The sequence below is a fragment of the Stratiformator vulcanicus genome, assembly GCF_007744515.1.
Classification (GTDB): Bacteria; Planctomycetota; Planctomycetia; order Planctomycetales; family Planctomycetaceae; genus Stratiformator; species Stratiformator vulcanicus.
Genome location: NZ_CP036268.1, coordinates 119960 through 138616, shown reverse-complemented (window position 1 = coordinate 138616; position 18657 = coordinate 119960). Strand labels below are relative to the sequence as shown.

Sequence of the window (18657 nt, the reverse complement as noted above, 5' to 3'; positions counted from 1 at the left end):
TTTTCACAGGCGACATCGCCGCGAACCGGGAGTCCGGAGAGCCTTCGTAGTCGACTTTTTAAGGAAAAGGAATTTCCGCCGTGGGGATCAGTTTCGCCGCCCGCGCCGCCGCGTCAATGCGAAGGCGAAGCAGAGGATGAACGAGAGACCGCTGACAGTGCTGCCAATTGTGACACTGAGCGGGCGGTACGTCATGGTGACGAGATGGCGACCCTCGGGCAGATAAATCCCTCGCATCGCCCGGTTCGTTCTTACGATAGGGACACCAGTGGTCTCACCGTCGGCTGTTTCGCGTGTGGCAGTCCATCCGGCATAGAATTGGTCTGCGAGAACCACAAGCCCCGGTGCCGCCAGTTCCACCTCGAGCCGAACACGAGTCGGCTCGTACGTTGAAATCGCGATCGACTCCGGCCTCCCGTTCGGCACGGGTTCGCGGTGCCGCTTGCCGCCCCACGTTTTGAAGAGCGCTTCGTCTTCGACAATGGCGAATCGCCGCAGGTCGGGCGCGTTCTCTCCGGGGTAGAGCAGTTTCTGCATCAAGGGCTGATATTTCGCCCACTCGGAGCGGGGCAGCGGTCGTAGCGGCAGGACGTCATGCACGACCCACGCCCGCGGGAATGCCGACGGGTTGAGTCGGAGATCGCGAAGATAAGCGTTGCGGGCGGGTTCCGCAGAACTGAGCGACGGGGTCGGCTCCCCCCCGGGGACGAACGGCGACGGATCCTGTCCGGTCGGGTGCCACTGTTTGAGTAATTCCAGATTTCCGGCAGCCGGGCGATCGCCCATCCAAGTGAAGGTGAACGCGTCGACGCCCCAGAGATCGAGCCCCCGCCGCGGCGCGACCGTTCGCCGTCCCCCGGCGATCGATAGCGGCTCCAGCCATGCTTGGTATTCCGGCAGCGTCACAGTGCCGGAACTCACCATCGGGGAGATGCCCCAGATCGTACCGTGAAGGTTGGAAAGGCAGCCGTGGCTGATCGTCACCTCAGCCGCCGCGCGATCCTCGCCCCGCTCGATCGCCTGTCCGAAAAGAAACCGGTCTCCATAGTGAATCAGTTCCCGTCGGTCCTCATAAACTCTTACGGGCAACTCGGCCCCTTGGGTCGCTTCGTCCGCGGACAGAGCCGTTTCAAGCAAACGGGCTGCCCGTGGCTTATCGAGGAGCGCCGAAGCGGGCACCGTCTGAATCATCCACGCGTTCGCAGTTCCGACGTCCACCGCCAGTAAGACCAGCAGCCCGATTCCGTATCCGGACCGCAGCGTTAACGCGGCATCGGATCGCAGCCAAAGAAGTCTTATCAAGAGCAGCGCGGCCCCGACGCAGGAGGTGAAGCACAGACTCTTGAGTACGGCATTCCGGCCCCGCCCGAGCGTCGCGACATCTTCGGCATTCGGCTTGATCGTGCCTTCGAGGCGATACGCAGTCTTCAGGATTGCCATCGAAAATTCGGTCCACAGGTCGGGCGACAGCCAAACACCGAGCGCGGCGACAACGGCGAGGCCGGTGATCGACGCGAGAATCCGGCCGGCCCATCGGAAGCGGAGCGTCGCTTCGAAATGCAGGCCGAAGAGTATCGAAAGCGGAGCGGCGAACAGGATCATCAATTTCGCTGGGAAGCGGAACGCGTCGAATCCCGGCAGGAAGGTATTCATCCACCAGTAAACGCCGCCGATACCGCCGGTGAATCGCAGCTCCAAACCGCTGACGCCGCCGATGAAATTGCACAGCCAGACGGGCCCGTAAACACCGAAGCTGCCGAGAAGGAAAACGAGAGCCGTCCAACTAAGCCACCGGTCGACAGTCCGCCCGGTCCGCAAACGCAACGCCAGCAAGCCTCCGACAGCCGTCAGCAGACCCGCATAGAGTGACGGGACCCAGACCTGTTTCGGTTGAAGGCCGACGTGAATCCCCCACTCGGCTGCGTTCGGAAACGGCTGCCCCAGAATCGACGGTGATAGCAGCGTGGCGGTCGCGAATGGCGACACGCTGAACAACCAGCGCTGCACGTCGTGCCTCGCCGGCGGGGGCGGGTCACCCAGAATCGCGTCGTACCAATTGGCCGGCTTGCCTGTATCGATCCGCCGCGGCGACTCTGCCGCTAATAGAAAGGACGACACGCCCCAGATCGAGCGGGGGACCACGTCCTCGGCTCGTTCACTTCGCCGGACAAGTTCCAACGTCGGCAACAATTGCGCGGCGGACAGCCCGATCGCCAACAGGGCCGCGGTACTCAAGCGGAGAAGTTGCGGGACGAACCAGCGTCGCGAGCGCGGGGCGGGGGACACGCGCCTTTTCCGCACAGCCCGCGTGAGGCCACCGGCGCGGCCGCGAACACGAAGGACCCGAATCATGAGCAGAATCGCTGCAGCAATGCCCAGCAAATAGCCGGTCTGCGCATCACCGCAGAGCACGAACAGCGTCAGGATGAGTGACAGACGCACGACGTCGCCCCGTCCGCCGCGACGAACGACACGCTCCACCGCGACGAGACCGAAGGGCAGCCACGCCGCCCCGCACAGAAAGACCCAATTCGTCGTTTGAAACAGCACGTAGCCGCCGAACGCATAACTCAGCCCCGCGAGGGCGGCCCCGAGCGGCGGACCGCCGAACCGCCTTGTCGCGTAGTTCATCCCGTACGCGGCGAGCAGAACGTGCCCGATGATGTAAACCGCCACCGCGGGTTGGAACGGGAGTAGGAGGAAGATCAGTTTCGGCGGATAGAGGACCGTCGAGGTGGGGTAAGCGAGCAGCGGCATCCCGGCGTGGATCAGTGGCGTCCACAACGGTAGTTCGCCGCTCTGCAGCGTCTGGATGACCAGAAGGGTCAGCGGCTGATAAAACGCCGACGCATCCCGCAGGGCAAACAGGTGCCCCCGGAAGAGAAGATCGCGAAACACGACGGCGGTGAGCGCGACTAGCGTGAGATGAAGCGGCCAGTCTCGCGCGAGAGAGAAGAGAATTCGCTGCGGCTGTGCACGCATCACAAATCGCTACGCTTGGTTCGGGGCGAGTCCGCCAGTGGAACAGAAAGTTAACGCACGTCGAGAACGCAAACGACCGAACGATCGGAAGCGAATCACCGGGAAGAATACTCTTGCAATCACCGAAGCAAAAAGGGCAGCCGGGTCGAACCCGGCTGCCCCGCAGTGCTTAAAAGAAGCCGTTATTGCATTTGTAGGATGACCTACGGAATGCTCTCGAAGGCGCCTTTGATGATGTTCGAGCCCGGAAGCTCAACAGCATTCCACATCTTTCCCGGCGGCAGATCGACGGTGCTGTCGCGGTAGCCGGTGTTGATTTCGAGAAGGCCGGTCACGTCGAAGCCCGGGTTAAAGAAGAGGTCACCGTTTTCGTCGACGAGTTGGCTCACCGAACCGTCGGCGTAGAGGATGTTACACTTCTTCTTCGAGCCGACGCCGTGCCAGGCGTACCAGTCCCGGACGTCCTGCAGAATCAGGCTCGTGGTGGTTCCGTTGACATTACCCGGATTCGTCTGGTAAGCGTCAAGCGAGTCGGTCACATTGGCGGTCGTGGTGAACGCACCGTCGGCAATCCCCAAACCGGAGATGACCGAAGGACCGTCGTTGCTGGTTTCGCCGAGACGATCACCGACGAAGATGTCGTTATTGCCGTCGCCGTCGACGTCGAACTCGGCACGGGCGAGAGCTTCGCCGGTGTCGCCCGGCGAGCCACAGCCGAGCCAGCCGATGACGTTACCCGAGACGCCGGCACTTTCGAGCTTGCTCGAACGCATCGGGCCGGTCGTACCACCCTTACCCTTGGTGGCTGATCCGGTCTGACCGGTGCCGTTCAGTCCGCCGCGGACGAGGAACCAGCTCGAGGCGTAGTTCGTGTTGTAGCCACGCGACAGAATCGTGCTGGCGATGCCGTTGAGAACGGTACCGTTCGTCGTGGTCACAGTGCCTGAGTCACTTGCAGTGAACGGCGTGGAGTTCTGGTTACCGATAAAGGTACAAAAACCCGCATACAAGAACGGGAAGGTGTTTCCGTCCTTGCCGTAGTAGCCGCCGTTGGAGGCCTTTTCCGAACCGATCAGCTCGTTCCACTTTTCCAGACCGAGGAAGTCCGAAGCGGGGCAGAGCATGTCGCCGACGTTACCGGTGCCGAGGTTGACGATGTCGGCAACCCAGCCGTACGTGTCCGGGCAACCGTCACGGAAGTAGTCGGTCGAACCGGTGCAGAAACGGTCGCGCGGGTCGTTGACTGCGAAGCTGTGCAGCGCGACACCGAACTGACGCAGGTTGTTTTGGCACTGGGCGGCACGGGCGGCTTCGCGGGCGGCGAAGACGGCGGGCGTGACCAGAGCCACGAGGATCGCGATGATCGTAATGACCACCAAAAGTTCAATGAGGGTGAAACCCTTACGCATAGCTGTGGTACCTTTCTTGAGGTAGTGGGAACAGCTGAAGTTCATCGCCCTCTTCGCGGCGGGGCGATTGCCGTTGTTCGTCGTTACTTCAGTTCTTCAACACAATTCAGATCGATCTGCGACCGGGGATCCTCCCCGGATATATCGAGCCCCGCAATGGGGAACTCTTCGCTTGTGTGCACCGTAGAGTACGGCGGCCTGTGAACACCGTTTGAGCCTGACGTGAGAGTTCGATGAACTTCGAAATCTCTATTTTCGTCAAGACCCTCGGGGGAAAAATTTAGGCCACCTCACGATTGGCGACGGTTGACACCAAAGGTCAGGCCATCGCATCCGAGAGCGGGCGAACCGTGTTCGGCACCGCTTCCGGTTGGAAGTCACTGTAGGACCCCACATGAAGCGATCATGCAGCGAATATGAATGTTGCGCGAATACTGGGAGATTCCCCCGGTGCGATCGGGGAAGCGGGGCGGGCTGTACCTGAAAGCTGATCGCCGAAAGCTGATCGCTGGCGGCTTCCGCGTCTCCACCTATTGCCGAATCGAGTGAAATACGGCACATTGGTGCGGTGCCGTCCGAAGAGCGACCTCAGGTGCCTCGATTCATTCCCATACCGCCGTTTCGGCCCCCCCGGCTGCTGCGCAATCCGCACACCCAGACATTGATCGGGGCGTACGGGCACCGCAAACGCTACCGGTGCGGTCAGGATATGCATCTGGTCGAACTGCACGATGGCGATCGACTCGTGCTGCACGATGACGCCCCGGCAGGTTGGGAGCCGGGCGGACCGACGGCGCTGTTCCTGCACGGCCTGCTGGGTTGCCACATCAGTCCCTATGTCGCCCGCTGTGCGGCGAAGCTGAAAAAGCTCGGCTTTCGGACGTTTCGCATCGATTATCGCGGGACCGGCGCGGGGCGCGACTTCGCCGAGCGGCCTTACCACGCCGGGCTCAGCGAGGACATTGTCGCCGCTTTGAGCGAGATCGCCCGGCTGTGTCCGGCCTCGCCGATCGCCCTGATCGGTTACTCGATGGGAGGCAACCTCGCATTGAAGACGCTCGGGCAACACGCCGAAGAACTGCCCGACGTTCCGATCCGCGGCGTGGCGGTCAACCCGGCCGTCGATCTCGCCCAGTGCTGCTTCCAACTGAAGAACCGCACGCAGCGGATGTATGATCGATTCTTCGCCCGCGGGCTGACGGCCAACGTGCTGAGCCGGCCCGAGCTATTCGGCGATGTCTTTGACGAAATCGCCAGCCGACCGCCGAAGCGGATCGTCGAATTTGACCGCCGGGTCACCGTACCGCTGTGGGGATTTCGATCGACCAAAGATTACTATCGCCAAGCGAGCGCGATCTCTTACATCGATCGGATCAAAGTGCCGACGCTCGTGCTGCATTCGAAGGACGACCCGTTGATCCCGTGGAAAATCTTCGAGTCGTTCACATTTAACCCGCAGTTGCAACTCCACCTGAGCGATCACGGTGGACACATGGGTTATTTCGCCAAATCGAGCGAATCCCCGGACGGTTGGTGGGCGGACTATCGGATTATCGAGTGGCTGAAGCCGCTGCAGGAATCGCGAATCGCACGACCACTCTCGTTTCCGGCCGTCGTGCCGGGACCGACCGCCATTCGCCTGCCACGTTAAGGCCGGTCGCGCGGTAACACGTCGACTCGGCCGAAGCGACCGGCGATTTCCGTCTGATCGATGCCGAGCTTTGGGCATCAAAGGGTCTGGCCCGACTTGTTTCCAGTCATTGAGTTCAGAGCGGGAGCTGCGTCGCGATCAACGATTTGCCCGAGCGCTCGCCCTGAAACCAGCGACCGGTGAAGTGAGCTTTATACCGATCGGCTTCAAGCGTGAGGACGATCCGGATCAGATCGGAAGCCGGAACGGGAATCCGCTTTCCGTCCGGATCGAAACGCTCTTTCTCCTCAAGCACGAGCTGCGGACCGACGTTCGACGTGCGATAGGTACCTAAGTAGTGACTCTTGACCTCCATCCATTTGAGGGCGAATCCTGCGGTCGTCTCGCTCAGCGGACTGATGTCCGTCCGACAGTGAGCCTCACTCACGCCGGTGGGGGTCTCCAAATACATGACCGTGGTCAGTCGCTGCTCCGTCAGCATTTTGGCCAGCAATTGTCTCCCCCACTGTTCGGCCTTTGCCGCATCGACTTGCTCGTTGGCGAACAGAAGGTCCTCGGCCCCTTCTCGGGACCGGCCCGTCGACAGCGAAACCTCTGCCGTTTTCGAAAACGGACCGCGGTCGACAAGCTCGAACGGTGAATCATCTTCGAGTCCGCCTTCGATGGCGAACCAGTAGTCGTTGGTCTGCCCCGGAACACCGGCGCCCGCGTAGAGCAGCTGCGTTTCGTCCGCCTTCAGAAAAAAGTCGCCGAAGAGGCTGACCGGCTGCACGGCGAGGGCCGCCTCACGCTTGGAATCGTCGCTGACAATTCGGCCGCTGAAGGTGCCGTCACCCAGTGAAGAAAACCTCGCGACCGCGTCCGAATCGCCCCGTTTGCCCTCGAACAGACTCTCACTCGCGACCTTCTCGAATGCGTCGAGTCGGCTCTTGGCATCGCTCGGCAACCCGGCTGTGCCCACCCACTTCACCAGACCGGGTCGCAGGTTCGCCGGCCGGACTGTCAATTCGATCGTTCCGGTCGTTGCGTGCGAGGGAAGTGCCGCCAAAGCGATTGCGAATCGCCCGTCGCCGGAGGGTTGAAACTTGGCCGCGCCTTGCTCGCCGGCGGCAGCGGCGAGACGCCCCGCATCGGCCGCGGAAAGTCCGGGGAAGATCGCCGTCGCGGAGGCACCCTCGACCTCGTCCACCTGATAGATCCGGCCGACAACGGGAGTCGTCCCGGCCTTTAGTTCCACAGTCACTTCACCGGCGAATGGCACCGTTCCGGTCACGAGCGCGGTTGGTTGTGAGATGCTGCGCCCGACTGTCTGGTCCTGCGACGCCCGCCCGAGATCGAGCGGCACACCGAACGCATCCGCGATGCTCATGGCCTCGGCCGCGAAATGCTCACGGACGTCGAACACCCCCGGATAGCTCAATCGGGAACGGCCCGCGAGTTCCGGCGAGAGCACCATTCCCGCATCGGTCAACCGGTTGATCTCGCCCTGCCAGTCGGCGATCAAAAGGTCGGTAGCCGTCGAGTACTTGTCGCTGAGTTCCGCCTTGCCGAACGGTCCGACCGTCTCCGGAAACACCTCGCTGTGCTCGATCGGCAGGCTCACGCCTTTAAGCGCCAACGACACCGAGTCTAGCAGGCGGCCTTCGACCTTCCCCCCGACTTCTGCTTTCCGCGCGAGGTCGGTGACCGCGCTCAGCTTTTCACGGTCGATCTCCGCAAGTTGCGAAGGACCGGCACCGTCGCTCATCGCCCGAAACAACGACACGACGCGATTCTGCTCGATCGCCGCCAATGATTCGAAAAACGCGGCCTCGGCCGAATAGTCGGATGGCGGTGGAGTCTGTAACGACGGCTCCGCCACGCCGGCGATCGGCTTATCGGGTTCGGGCTTCGCATCGGTCTCAGCGTCCGAAAGCCACCGGCTTTGCAGGTAATCGCAACCTGTGAAGGCGAACGTAAACGTCACCGCAATGGTGAAATTTCGGATGATCGATGCACAAATACGACTGTTGCAGTTGGCCATGACGGCGACTCTCCCGAGGAACACGTGAGGGCCGATCCTATCAATCTGATCCGGCGGGTCGATTCTCGGAACAACCACACTCGAAAAATTAAGACAAAGCTCACACACTGGAACGGGCGGGTTCGTTCAAATCAGTTGATGCAGGAACAGGCAACGGTTCCCGCAACAACTGCCGAGTCGGAGTATTTCATTCATGATCTGCGTTTCCGTCACGTCATCCTCGCGTCAACTCATCAAAGTCGACTTGCTCAACGCGGCCCGTAGCGCCGACATGGTCGAAGTGTGTGTCGACCACCTCATCAAAGAGCCCGACTACGCCGACATCTACAAGACGGTCGACAAACCGATTCTCGTCTCATGCCGACGCGCCGAAGACGGCGGGGCCTGGCAGGGCACCGAGGACGAACGGCTTGTCCGATTGCGGCAGGCCATCGTTGCCGGACCCGATTACGTCGAATTGGAATTGGACATTGCGGGCAAGATACCGCGGTTCGGCTCCACGCAACGGGTCATCAGTTACACCTGCAAGAAAGGCATCCTGGGCAATGTCGACGAAGTCTTTGCCCAAGCCAAGAAGGTGCACGCCGATGTCGTCAAATTCGTGTGGCCGACTCCGACGCTCAACGCCGCCTGGCCGCTGCTTGCCGCGGTGACCAAAAAGCGTGATCTCCCCGTCGTGGGCACCGGCGTCGGCGAAGCCGGGACGACCTTTTCGCTGCTAGCGCGGAAATACGATTCCCCTTGGGTTTACGCCTCGCTGGAAAAAGGAATGGAAGCCCACGCGGACCTCGTCACGGTTCATGAACTCGACGAGGTCTATCGCTGGGATTCCCTCAATCGCAAAACGCCCTTCGTCGCCCTCACCGGGTTCGGCTCCGAAGAAACGGCCCTGATCGAATCACTCAATGAACGCTTCGCCGAACAGGCCACACAGGCGCGCTGCCTGCCGATGCCGGTCGGGAAAATGGACAAGCTCTCGAAAATGCTCGAGGTGCTCGGCATTGAGACCATTCTCGTCGGACCCCTCGAATCACGTCGCTTCTGTGAATTTGCCGATCGACGCGACGGCGATGCCCGAGCGACCGGAACCGCCGACGTGCTCCGCCGACACTCCGACGGCTGGCACGCGTCAAATTCATTCACCCGTTTGGCGCTCAACGCCCTCGAAGACGTCCTGCCACCGGCGAAAGGCGAGACCGATCCGCTCGCCCGGCGGCAGGTCTTACTGATCGCCGGAGACGATCGCGCCCGCGCAATCGGGCGACTGATGGCCGGTCGTGCGGGAATGATCAACGTCACGTCGATCGACGACGACTTCGCCAAGACCGTCGCGCGGGAGCTCGATGCCCGCTACATTTCTTTCCGAGGCGTCTACGAATCAATCTCGGAGATCATCGTGATCGCCGATCCAAATCTCGAAATCGGCCCGGGGCGGCTCCAACTCAATCCGGGATTCTTTCGCCCCAACATGACGGTCCTCGACCTTATTCGCACAGGAGAATCGGTCTTTCTGAAAGAGGCCGTCGACCGCGAGAGCCGAGTCGTCGGTTCCGAACAGATCCGAGCAGCACTCACAACGGCCTACGCCGAAGCAATCCGCACGTGAGAGTTGGCCCCCAAACAAGCCCGCAGCGCAAGCAAGGGACGAAATCCTACGCCCTCCGAGCATTTTTGCCCGTCCTATCCGTCGAGACCATCAAGCGAAACACGCTCGACCTGCGAATAGCGAACAACGCCAGCGCCGCCTCAAGCACTATGGCTTTGGCCAAAGGTGATCGGCGAAGTCGATGTAGTGCGTCCAATCTTTGCGCGAAAGATCGTGCTTACCCGGTCTGAGGTGATGCCCTAACCGATCGGTTTGAATCGGATCAGACACACGGAGCGGCCGTTCGGGATCGAGGCCGTCGTGTCCGTGCAACTCGTAAACCTTTGAGGCATGCGCTAACGCTTGATATTCACCCTTGGGATCGGCCCACAAGTCTTCAGTCGCACTCGCGACATAGAGCGGCCGCGGCGCGACCAGAGCCAACAGCATGTGCTGATCGATCGGCAGGCCGGCTTCGCGATCTTTATAGTCCTGAAATTTCGGGGCGAACCAATACGGAAAGCGATCCTCACGAAGGATCACGGCAATCGTTTCACCGAATCGACGTCGGCTCAACGCCGCACCGCCGCACCCCGAGTTATTGGAAATGACCAACCCGAACCGGTCATCGCGTGCGCCCGCCCACAGGGCTGACTTGCCGCCGCGAGAGTGTCCTAACACGGCGACCTTTGAGGCATCGACCTCGTCGATCTCTTCAAAACAGTCGAGGACCCGGCTGGCTCCCCAACCCCACGCGGCCAACCCGCCCCAGCCATCGGCTGGCCGCGGATCGGACTGCGGATGCAATTCGACGAGCCCTGAGTCGAAGGCGGTTCGGTTGTCCGGTGAGAGCTGATTCTCAACGAAGATCGCCGTGCCGTAGCCGCGCTCGATCAGCAGATCGACCGGCCACAACACATCATCGATCGGCTTCTTTCGCCCCACCTCTTTGAACGAGCGATGGCTGATGAGCAGAAAGACCGGCACCGCCGAATCGACTTTCTTCGGATCGACGCCGTTCGGTATGACAAGGTGAAATTCAAAATCGAAGGTGCGGCCCCCCGACTGGCAGTCGATTCGATACTTCCGACGCGTCGCCTTCCCGTCGACCGCCGACATGTCTTCCGAGAGCAGCTCGAACGACATCTCTTCGGGGGGACCGGGCAGCCGACCGTAGACGTGTTCTTCGAACAACGTCAGCAATTCCGCCCGCCGCGCTTGCCACTCGTCCGCTGTCTCAACGACCGTTCCGTCCGCGCGCTTCAGCAACGGTGGGAGTTCGTAAGGCTCGACCTCCGCTTCGCGAAACGTCAGATGCGTCCGCCCCGCCTCGGCCTGTTTGATCTCCGCCTCGGTCGGCTCCCAAAGCTCACCGGCCGAGCCGATCCCACCGCAGGCAACACAGAGCAGGGGCGTGAGAAAATACTGAACGCGACTCATGCTGCAGGCTCGCTAGGTAACACAACGCCGACCGTCGAAGGCCGAAAGGACGAACGATATCGGGTCAACACCCGACCAAATCATTCTCCAGCCCCGGACGGCACGTCGCTACCCAAAACCGGCAATTGGCGGCGGGTGACAAGAGGTCGTTATTAGGCACCTCCCCAATCAACCCGCTCCTCGACAGATCTTAAAGCCGCGCCCGGCAGGAAGCGGATCAGGAACGAGCCGCCATCGGTGCAATGGAGAGAGCAGCCGCCAGATGATCCGCTCCTTACCAGTCGCGGCTGCTTCGCCGCGCCGCCTGACTCTATATAAGCGCCGGGACACCCGATGTTACGACGGGTGGCTGGGGAGAGGACAGGCCCCTTCGCCTGCCCCCAGTGGATCGCATCTGGCGGCGAATTGGTTGATAGCGCAACCATACCCAGCGCCCCGACGAGCCTGATCTGCGAGCCCGCTCGCCCGAGCTTTCTCCGCGAAAGCGGGACAATTCAATTGCCCGGTTTGATAAAAAACCGCGCTACTGGCGGGCAGGCCGCAAATTAAACCCCACTCCACAGGCGCGAGCCTCCCCCGGGCACCCGAGGGTGATCCGGGTCTGGCCCTCCGGTTCAGACCCGCCACCCAGTCCTGTTTTCAGATCGGGAACCCGGCGTTTCGCGCCATGCAGACTCGATCTTGACGAAGAAGCGAAAACAACCAAGTCCAATCTTTGTGTTGCGAATTTTGGTAATTCCTAATCGCTACCATTAGACAGCGTTCTTTTCCTAAGTCTCTTCAACAACGATTCCAAAGTGCGTTCTGCCTCTCGTCTTCGTTCCTCATCAAAGGATCGGATTATTTCGCGTACGCTGTCTGTTCCCCGCGTTGGCCCCTCGACTGCAAGGATCACGTCGATGAGATACTTGGTTCTCAACGCCGACTTTTCCTGAGACAAAGCTTCCTTTGTTGCACTCATAGCTGGGAGTCCGACAGAAATTAAAGCTTCCTTTGCAACGTTTGGCTCCCATCTCGGCCAAATGAGGTCGCCTCCTACGGTAAATTCTGGGTCAGGAAAGGAAAAGTCAATGTGTTCAATCAACAAATCGACCGACCTACGGGATCGAATCTGTCCCAATGTTTGGAATGCCATCGCTTTTTTTTCTAAATCGACCTCGCGGCCTATTCTGATCAACTCTCTTTCAATATCTCGCAACTGATACTGGATTAACCGGATATCATCTGCTGTCGAAGAAGCTCTTAAACTCTTGATCACATCATCACCCCAAGCAAAGTTGAAGGAAAGGGAGATGGCGAATAGCCCATTAATCAGGCATGTTGCATATCGCATTGCAGTCCGTCCCGACTTAAAATTCTGTGCCACTGGTATTGTTTTCTAGTCCGCGACGGGTGGCTGGGGACGGGCGCTTTCGCCTGCCCCCAGTCGATCGCATCTGGCGATAAATTAGCCGAACGCGTAACCTTTCCCCACACTCGCCGGGGCCGGCTCTGCGAGCCTCGTCCTCAGATACTACTGCCGGTTAGCGTTAATTCGCCAGATTGCTTCAGCGAAGGAGCCGACGCGGCAATCAAGAAATCAACGATCTGCGGCGGAAGCGTTGGATTCGCGAGTGTGCCATTCGGCGCGGACGGGTCAGGGTACGCGGGTGCCGTCGAAATTTCGCTCGGCCACTCAATCAGTCTGACGACGACATGGGTCGCGAGACCCACCCCTCCGACGGTCAACACCGCCGGGCCGGGCTTCCGTTTCGCGAAATTAAATATCGAGTCAGGCTACGACATGTCGTCTTCGACGGCGGAAGCCGGGACTGTCTCGCTAAAAGAACCGGGCATCGGCAGGTGATTGTGGCGTCGCCCAAGTCCGTCGGAGTCTCAGCAGTTCGTTGACAAACGCCGACCGCAGCCGAACTTGAGCTTTTCCATGGGCTGCCAGCGCCTCAAGCCGAGGTCAGGTCGAGTTGGAACTCATTCTGCCCTGCCTCAACCGTTCGTTTCAGCTCCGATTCTTCGTTGTACTTGGCAGGGATTTTCTCCGGAGCTCCGGGTTCGACCCGGGTCGGACGGGGGATGTCCCTGGGGTCAGTTGGTGCTTCGACACCGTCGTAGAATTTCTTCTCCTCTCGAAACGTAGTGACCCGGACGATGTACTCGCCGGTATACGCGCCCGGTTGGATTCCGTCGATCTGCAGCGAAAACTTACCATCTGGACCTGTCATTCCGGTCGAAGCGGGCCCCCCATCGACCGGTTCGAAGACGACCCGTGCGTCAGCGACGGCGTTTCCGTCAAGCGTTACGACCCCACTGACTGGTGCCCGTTGAGGCCCGTCACCCGCTCCGCCCGAGCATCCGACCGCACCGCAGAGCAAGACTGCCATCAGGCAGACGCTCGCTCTCAAATGAACGCGCTCACCCATCATCGCCGACACCAACAGTCGTTGCATTGTGATTAGTTTCCGGAAGAGAAGTTAACGAAGGATTTAAGACGTAGGCTTTTCAGCTATCAGACGTTTGCCGCTAATTCGAAGTTAATTCAATCGTGAACGCATTCTTGCCGGGCTCTACGGTTTTGGTAAGCGTCGACTCCGAATTGTACTTCGAAGGGACCGTCTCGGGCTTCTCCGGACTTGTGCCGACGACTTCGGGGAGTTCGCCCTGTTTCAAACTCGCCCGATCGCCGAAGATGGGCTGAGGTGGCTGGTAAGTCGAGATCCGCACCGTATGAGAGCCGACGACCGCACCCTTCTGCTTAGGTCCGCCAACGAGCGTGAAATTTCCCTGCTCGTCGGTGCGTGCCGACGAAGACGGTCCGGCTTCGGGTGAAAAGACCACTTCGGCCTCGGAGAGGGGTTGCCCGTCGAACAGCACGGTCCCCGTTACGGTGGCCATCTGCGGTCCACTCGATGAACCCCCGCACCCGGCAATTGCCACGACGCTGAAAACGACGACGAAAAATCCGCCAGCACGATAGAGATAAGCCATGTGATCTATTTCCGAAGAACGATGAGATGAAGAGGTGCAATGGCCGGTTCGCCAAGTCGTCGCAGGCAATGCCTGCCGACGCGGACACTGCAATCGGAGTGCGAGCGGACCTTGAACTCAGCGTCGGCCACGGTCTGAAAGTGGGCCACAACGGATCGGCTTTGAAACGAGGAAGGCCCCGACTCGGGGCCTTCCTTTCACATCGGTTCAGCGGCTCTGTCAGAACTCGCCGACGGTCAGATCATCGTTCCGGGCGTGAAGCCTTTGGAAAACGGCGAGATCCTGCCGGTTGAAGTTCCGCGAGGTCTGCCAACTCGCATCGAGAAACCACGTGCACGGCGCGCCGGTCGGTGCCCAATGGCATGCCGGAACGGTCGGAACCTGGCTCTCAATATTTTCACTGATGAACCGGACGGCCCCGTCGGCCAGCAGGAATTGAGCACCGCCAGTATGCAGACTGTGGAAGCCGACTTGCTCAACCGTACCGCTACTTCCGAAATCGGTCGGAATGGTGGTGCCGACAGGTACGTTCGGCGGGAACGCCCCGCTTCGCCAGCTGGCGAAGCTCTGGACGTTTTGCGGTCCTTGGGTCGCACCACCGTAGAGCCGTTGATTCTGGCTGAAGTTCCACGTCACTTCGCCGACCATAATTGTGTTCGAAGTTCCGTCGCTGATGTCTTTGATTGCGACATGCTTATAGAAGGCCGACCCGTTATTGAGCGGGAAGAGCACTGCCGTACTTGCGCCGTTCACATTGACGCGTCCGCCGAAATCAGAGCCGGGAACGTCCGAGAAGGGGCCGGCGGAAGCGGCGTAACTGCCGATCGCGTGATCGGTGACGACTCCTTCGGCATCGGTTTCGAAGTTCGGAGCCGGGTCGGACGGACAGCGGAAGCTCGGCAATACCGTCGAAGCCAGCGCCACGTTCAGCGGATCGGCCAGTGAAATGTCGAGATTCATCTGTTCGTAGAGCGGGCCCTGCTCCATCCCGGGGAGGATCCGAGCCTGCCAGCCCCAACCGTCCGGATTCGTACTTTGCCCCGGCGGGAACATGGCGTGGACGTCGTGATAGTTGTGAATCGCGAGCCCGAGCTGCTTCAGATTATTCTTACAAGAACTGCGGCGGGCCGCCTCACGGGCCTGTTGGACGGCCGGAAGTAACAGTGCGATCAGGATCGCGATGATCGCGATCACGACCAAGAGTTCGATCAGTGTAAAGCCGCGTGGACGACTCCCACGGCCTGACATGCGGGTTTTCATTGTGACTGTCCTGAGAGATGGTTTGAGATGAATTGAGCGACGTGAATCAACGGATCAGAATGCGCCGACGACACGTCCGTCGTTGCGAGCCATCAACCGCTGATAGGTGCCGAGATTGTTGGCAAAGTTAGCGCCATTGGCACCCCAGCCGAACTCACGAGTGTGATTAATGTTTTCGCTGAGGAAGTGAACCGAACCGTCGGCAAAGCAGAACTGAGCCCCACCGGTGTGCTCGCTCGAGAAACTCCACCATGCGAAGTCGAAGTTCCATGAGCTGGTCGACGCCGGTTCGTTAATCGGGACCGCCCCGACCCGCATCACGGCCAGCTTGGAGGTGTAAACGCTGCCGCCGACGTCTTCGCATACGCCAAACCAACTGAAGTTGCCGTGCGCACCGCCGGGCTGCGGTTTGCCGTACCAACGTTGATCGTTGAGCGTAAATCGCCAAGCAGCTTCGCCGACCGCAATTGTGTTTGAAGTCCCGTCTGTGATGTCACGGAACCGCACAGGATTGTCCTGAATCAGCACGCCGGTGTTCGGAATGGAATTCGTTGCGCTGGGGTGTCCACATGAGCCGTCATCTTTGAAGCTCATGTGGATGAAAGCTCCGCCGTTACCGAGATAGCTGGTTGTCAGATTCGAAACGTTGACGTTCGGACCACTCTCGACACGGTCATTTAATACCTTAGGAATTTCGTCGCTGGGGCAGTGTACGCCCTTGACGATCGACCCGAGCAGGTTCCGGTTGGCGGCAGAGCCCAACCGTTGCTCGAATGTGAAATTCTCATACACGGCCGACTCTTCCATAAAGGGAAGGAGGTAAGCGCCCCAGCCCCAACCGCCCCGCTGGCCGACATCGCCTGATGCCTGTGATCCGGTGTGCATGCCCATCGGAAACATGCTGTGAGCGTCGTGGTAGTTGTGTAGTGCCAAGCCGATTTGTTTGAGATTGTTCTTACATTCCGTTCGTTTGGCCGCTTCGCGGGCCTGTTGCACTGCCGGTAGCAACAATGCGATCAAGATCGCAATGATCGCAATCACGACCAGCAGTTCGATGAGGGTGAAACCGCGCCGCCTCCGGCGGCTCGAAACAAATGAAATGCGCATGAGGACCGATCTCCCAGAACAGGGACACGAGAAGTGAGATGCCGGGTGATCGCCGGGTTGAGTGACCTCAACCTGTTGCGATACCGGACGACAAAGTCGGTCGACCCCGCACGTCGAACGACGCACCGGATAACGACCGGAGACAGCTTGAAGTCGAGAAGAGCCGCTAGAAATGGATTCTTGTGAGCCGAAAACCCGCAAGTGAGGAGAACCCTCAAATTCACTCAGTCGCCCTTAAGATGTGATGGGACGGGCTACTGGTATCTACTTATTAAATCGTCGACATCGGACTTTGTCGATATGACATTGAGAAAATTTCCGAAGATGCCCGGGATGCAGGTATTCCCCTCATTGGGTTCCGGTGCTTCGGCCAGCCCCGGTGTTCGGGGACGATCTCGTAAGCGAACAGACGATCTCGTAAGCGAATAATCGTCGGCGATCGATGCTCTACGAACGCTCGCTTCACCGCGGGACGGCTTCGCGATCCGACAGGAATGCGGCGATCATGGCCGGGTCGACCGGCTTGGCGAAGTGCTCGTCGAATCCGGCCTCGGCCGAGCGTCGGCGGTCTTCCTCACCGCCCCATCCGGTGACGGCAATGATCTTCAATTGGCGGCCTTCGGGAAGCTGCCGCATCCGGCGGGCGACTTCGTAGCCGTCCATACCGGGCATGCCGAGGTCGAGCAGTACCGCCGCGGGCTGAAATTCCTCGACGGCGTCGATCGCGTTGACGCCGTCAAAAACGTGCTGCGTCTCGTATCCGTCGAGGGAGAGCAGGGTGCCGAGCGTCTCGGCCGCATCGACATTGTCGTCGACAATCAAAACGCGAAGGGCTTCGCCGTCCGACCCACTCACCGGGATCGGCTGCGATTGCAGCGACTGGGACGCAACGCCTTCCGGCTCGCTCGACTTGGTCTTGCTCACCAAGGTTTCATCGGGAATGACACGTTCGGCCAATTGCGACGGTGTGGCCAGCGGAAGCCGAATCCGGAACGTCGCCCCGCATCCGGGTCCGTCGCTTTCGGCTTCGACGACGCCATCGTGCATGTCGGTCAGATGACGCACTAGAGCCAGGCCCAGCCCGAGCCCACCTTCTTTCGCCACCCGCGCTCCGGACGCCTGCCCGAACAATTCAAAGATTTTATCGCGATCGGAATTCGCGATTCCGATTCCGTTGTCGGCAACCTGCAGGACGGCCTGTCCGCCGTTGCGATCGAGTGTGACCACAATCAATCCGCATCGGGGAGTGTACTTGGCGGCATTCGTGAGCAAATTGGATACGATTTGAACCAACCGCACCATGTCGGCGTAAATGTAAATTGGGAGAGGAGGCCTTAAGAACTTCAGTTCATGCTGCTGGCGATCGATTTCCGGTTGCGTCATTTCAATCGCATCTCGCACGATCGTCCGCAGATCGACGACATTGCGATTGAGCCTGAGCGTCCCCTGCAGAAATCGTGAGACGTCGAGCAGATCGTCGACGATGCGAACCAGATGCCGCATCTGCCTTCGCATTCGATTGAGGATCTCCTCCCCTTGGCGCCACGCGATTTCGGGTCGGTCGAGCAGCTCGATTCCCGATCGCAGCGGCGCGAGCGGGTTGCGTAGTTCGTGGGCGAGCAGCGCCATGAACTCGTCTTTTTTCTGCGCCGCTTCTCTTAAGTTTTCATTTAATTTTGCGATTTCGGCCGCATTTTGCTCAGCGGCTCGCCGCTGGTTTTTTGTCCGCTCGAACAGCGCAATGGTCACGAGCGTTGCGAAGGCATAGACGAGTAGAGCGAGGGAATCAGCCGGGCTATTGACGATCGTGGCGTAATGCGTCGGAATGACGAATACGTCGACCAACGCGATCCCAAAGATCACCGCGAAAACCGCCGGACCGGTTCCGCAGCGCCACGCCGTTAAGATAACGGAGAGGAAGAAGAATCCGAACGGGACGCGGTCATCGAGCAGCGGTGCTGCGAGTAGCCGGAGCCATGTTGCTATGAGCGTGGCGGAGGCGGCGAAACCATAGCGCCGCGCCTCTTTCCACAGACGTTCGTTATTCGGCAATGCAGAATCCTTTCCGCGGGACAGGCCGTCCGCAACCGAGCAGTTGTCGCACTTTTCGAGGTGTCCAGCGAGTCTTCGCTGACCATTTCACTGGGGTAAACCCTGATATTTGCCAAATATCGCCAGCGAAAGTGAAAAGCGGACTCGACAAGTCAACTCGATCAGG

The 18657-nt window shown here is 59.9% G+C and carries 13 protein-coding genes; 3 read left to right on the top strand and 10 right to left on the bottom strand.

Going from position 1 to position 18657, the window contains the following annotated elements:
* Positions 1–87 precede the first annotated feature (87 nt).
* On the bottom strand, positions 88–2982 hold the full coding sequence (locus tag Pan189_RS00545) for a glycosyltransferase family protein (RefSeq protein WP_145362026.1): 2895 nt from the start codon (positions 2980–2982) through the stop codon (positions 88–90).
* 203 nt (positions 2983–3185) lie between these two features.
* A complete protein-coding gene (locus Pan189_RS00540) occupies positions 3186–4391 on the bottom strand; it encodes a DUF1559 family PulG-like putative transporter (RefSeq protein WP_375154895.1) in 1206 nt (401 codons plus the stop codon).
* A 420-nt stretch (positions 4392–4811) separates the two neighbouring features.
* Between Pan189_RS00540 and Pan189_RS21105 the strand changes: the two genes are divergently transcribed.
* Together Pan189_RS21105 and Pan189_RS00535 are read left to right on the top strand one after the other, a co-directional pair.
* On the top strand, positions 4812–4940 hold the full coding sequence (locus tag Pan189_RS21105) for a hypothetical protein (protein WP_310820889.1): 129 nt from the start codon (positions 4812–4814) through the stop codon (positions 4938–4940).
* A gap of 43 nt (positions 4941–4983) precedes the next feature.
* Positions 4984–6042, top strand: coding sequence for a YheT family hydrolase (locus Pan189_RS00535; RefSeq protein ID WP_145362024.1), 1059 nt, complete (start codon positions 4984–4986; stop codon positions 6040–6042).
* Between the two features lie 115 nt (positions 6043–6157).
* Here Pan189_RS00535 and Pan189_RS00530 read toward each other — a convergent pair whose 3' ends face one another.
* Complete coding sequence (locus Pan189_RS00530) at positions 6158–8065, bottom strand: hypothetical protein (RefSeq protein ID WP_145362023.1); 1908 nt, start codon at positions 8063–8065, stop codon at positions 6158–6160.
* A gap of 193 nt (positions 8066–8258) precedes the next feature.
* On the opposite strand from Pan189_RS00530, the gene Pan189_RS00525 reads away from it, so the two are divergent.
* Positions 8259–9671 (top strand): bifunctional type I 3-dehydroquinate dehydratase/shikimate dehydrogenase, encoded by a 1413-nt coding sequence (locus Pan189_RS00525; RefSeq protein WP_145362022.1) that lies wholly within the window; start codon positions 8259–8261, stop codon positions 9669–9671.
* A 147-nt stretch (positions 9672–9818) separates the two neighbouring features.
* Here Pan189_RS00525 and Pan189_RS00520 read toward each other — a convergent pair whose 3' ends face one another.
* The 7 genes from Pan189_RS00520 to Pan189_RS00490 all read right to left on the bottom strand — a co-directional run bounded on the left by Pan189_RS00520 (position 9819) and on the right by Pan189_RS00490 (position 18491).
* A complete protein-coding gene (locus Pan189_RS00520; protein ID WP_145362021.1) occupies positions 9819–11090 on the bottom strand; it encodes an alpha/beta hydrolase family protein in 1272 nt (423 codons plus the stop codon).
* A 739-nt stretch (positions 11091–11829) separates the two neighbouring features.
* Positions 11830–12423 (bottom strand): hypothetical protein, encoded by a 594-nt coding sequence (locus tag Pan189_RS00515; protein ID WP_145362020.1) that lies wholly within the window; start codon positions 12421–12423, stop codon positions 11830–11832.
* A 607-nt stretch (positions 12424–13030) separates the two neighbouring features.
* On the bottom strand, positions 13031–13534 hold the full coding sequence (locus Pan189_RS00510) for a carboxypeptidase-like regulatory domain-containing protein (RefSeq protein ID WP_145362019.1): 504 nt from the start codon (positions 13532–13534) through the stop codon (positions 13031–13033).
* A gap of 73 nt (positions 13535–13607) precedes the next feature.
* On the bottom strand, positions 13608–14072 hold the full coding sequence (locus tag Pan189_RS00505; RefSeq protein WP_145362018.1) for a transthyretin-like family protein: 465 nt from the start codon (positions 14070–14072) through the stop codon (positions 13608–13610).
* Positions 14073–14291: 219 nt separating this feature from the next.
* A complete protein-coding gene (locus Pan189_RS00500; RefSeq protein ID WP_145362017.1) occupies positions 14292–15332 on the bottom strand; it encodes a DUF1559 domain-containing protein in 1041 nt (346 codons plus the stop codon).
* Between the two features lie 54 nt (positions 15333–15386).
* Positions 15387–16439 carry a DUF1559 domain-containing protein gene (locus tag Pan189_RS00495; protein WP_145362016.1) on the bottom strand — a complete coding sequence of 351 codons (1053 nt, stop codon included), beginning with the start codon at positions 16437–16439 and terminating at the stop codon, positions 15387–15389.
* A gap of 462 nt (positions 16440–16901) precedes the next feature.
* On the bottom strand, positions 16902–18491 hold the full coding sequence (locus Pan189_RS00490; protein ID WP_145362015.1) for an ATP-binding response regulator: 1590 nt from the start codon (positions 18489–18491) through the stop codon (positions 16902–16904).
* Positions 18492–18657: the final 166 nt, after the last annotated feature.

Excerpts from the sequence above, each read along its gene's own strand:
- Pan189_RS00545 (WP_145362026.1), bottom strand. The coding sequence starts at position 2,982 with ATGCGTGCACAGCCGCAGCGAATTCTCTTCTCTCTCGCGCGAGACTGG.
- Pan189_RS00540 (WP_375154895.1), bottom strand. The coding sequence starts at position 4,391 with ATGCGTAAGGGTTTCACCCTCATTGAACTTTTGGTGGTCATTACGATC.
- Pan189_RS21105 (WP_310820889.1), top strand. The coding sequence starts at position 4,812 with ATGTTGCGCGAATACTGGGAGATTCCCCCGGTGCGATCGGGGAAGCGG.
- Pan189_RS00530 (WP_145362023.1), bottom strand. The coding sequence starts at position 8,065 with ATGGCCAACTGCAACAGTCGTATTTGTGCATCGATCATCCGAAATTTC.
- Pan189_RS00525 (WP_145362022.1), top strand. The coding sequence starts at position 8,259 with ATGATCTGCGTTTCCGTCACGTCATCCTCGCGTCAACTCATCAAAGTC.
- Pan189_RS00520 (WP_145362021.1), bottom strand. The coding sequence starts at position 11,090 with ATGAGTCGCGTTCAGTATTTTCTCACGCCCCTGCTCTGTGTTGCCTGC.
- Pan189_RS00515 (WP_145362020.1), bottom strand. The coding sequence starts at position 12,423 with ATGCGATATGCAACATGCCTGATTAATGGGCTATTCGCCATCTCCCTT.
- Pan189_RS00510 (WP_145362019.1), bottom strand. The coding sequence starts at position 13,534 with ATGCAACGACTGTTGGTGTCGGCGATGATGGGTGAGCGCGTTCATTTG.
- Pan189_RS00505 (WP_145362018.1), bottom strand. The coding sequence starts at position 14,072 with ATGGCTTATCTCTATCGTGCTGGCGGATTTTTCGTCGTCGTTTTCAGC.
- Pan189_RS00500 (WP_145362017.1), bottom strand. The coding sequence starts at position 15,332 with ATGAAAACCCGCATGTCAGGCCGTGGGAGTCGTCCACGCGGCTTTACA.
- Pan189_RS00495 (WP_145362016.1), bottom strand. The coding sequence starts at position 16,439 with ATGCGCATTTCATTTGTTTCGAGCCGCCGGAGGCGGCGCGGTTTCACC.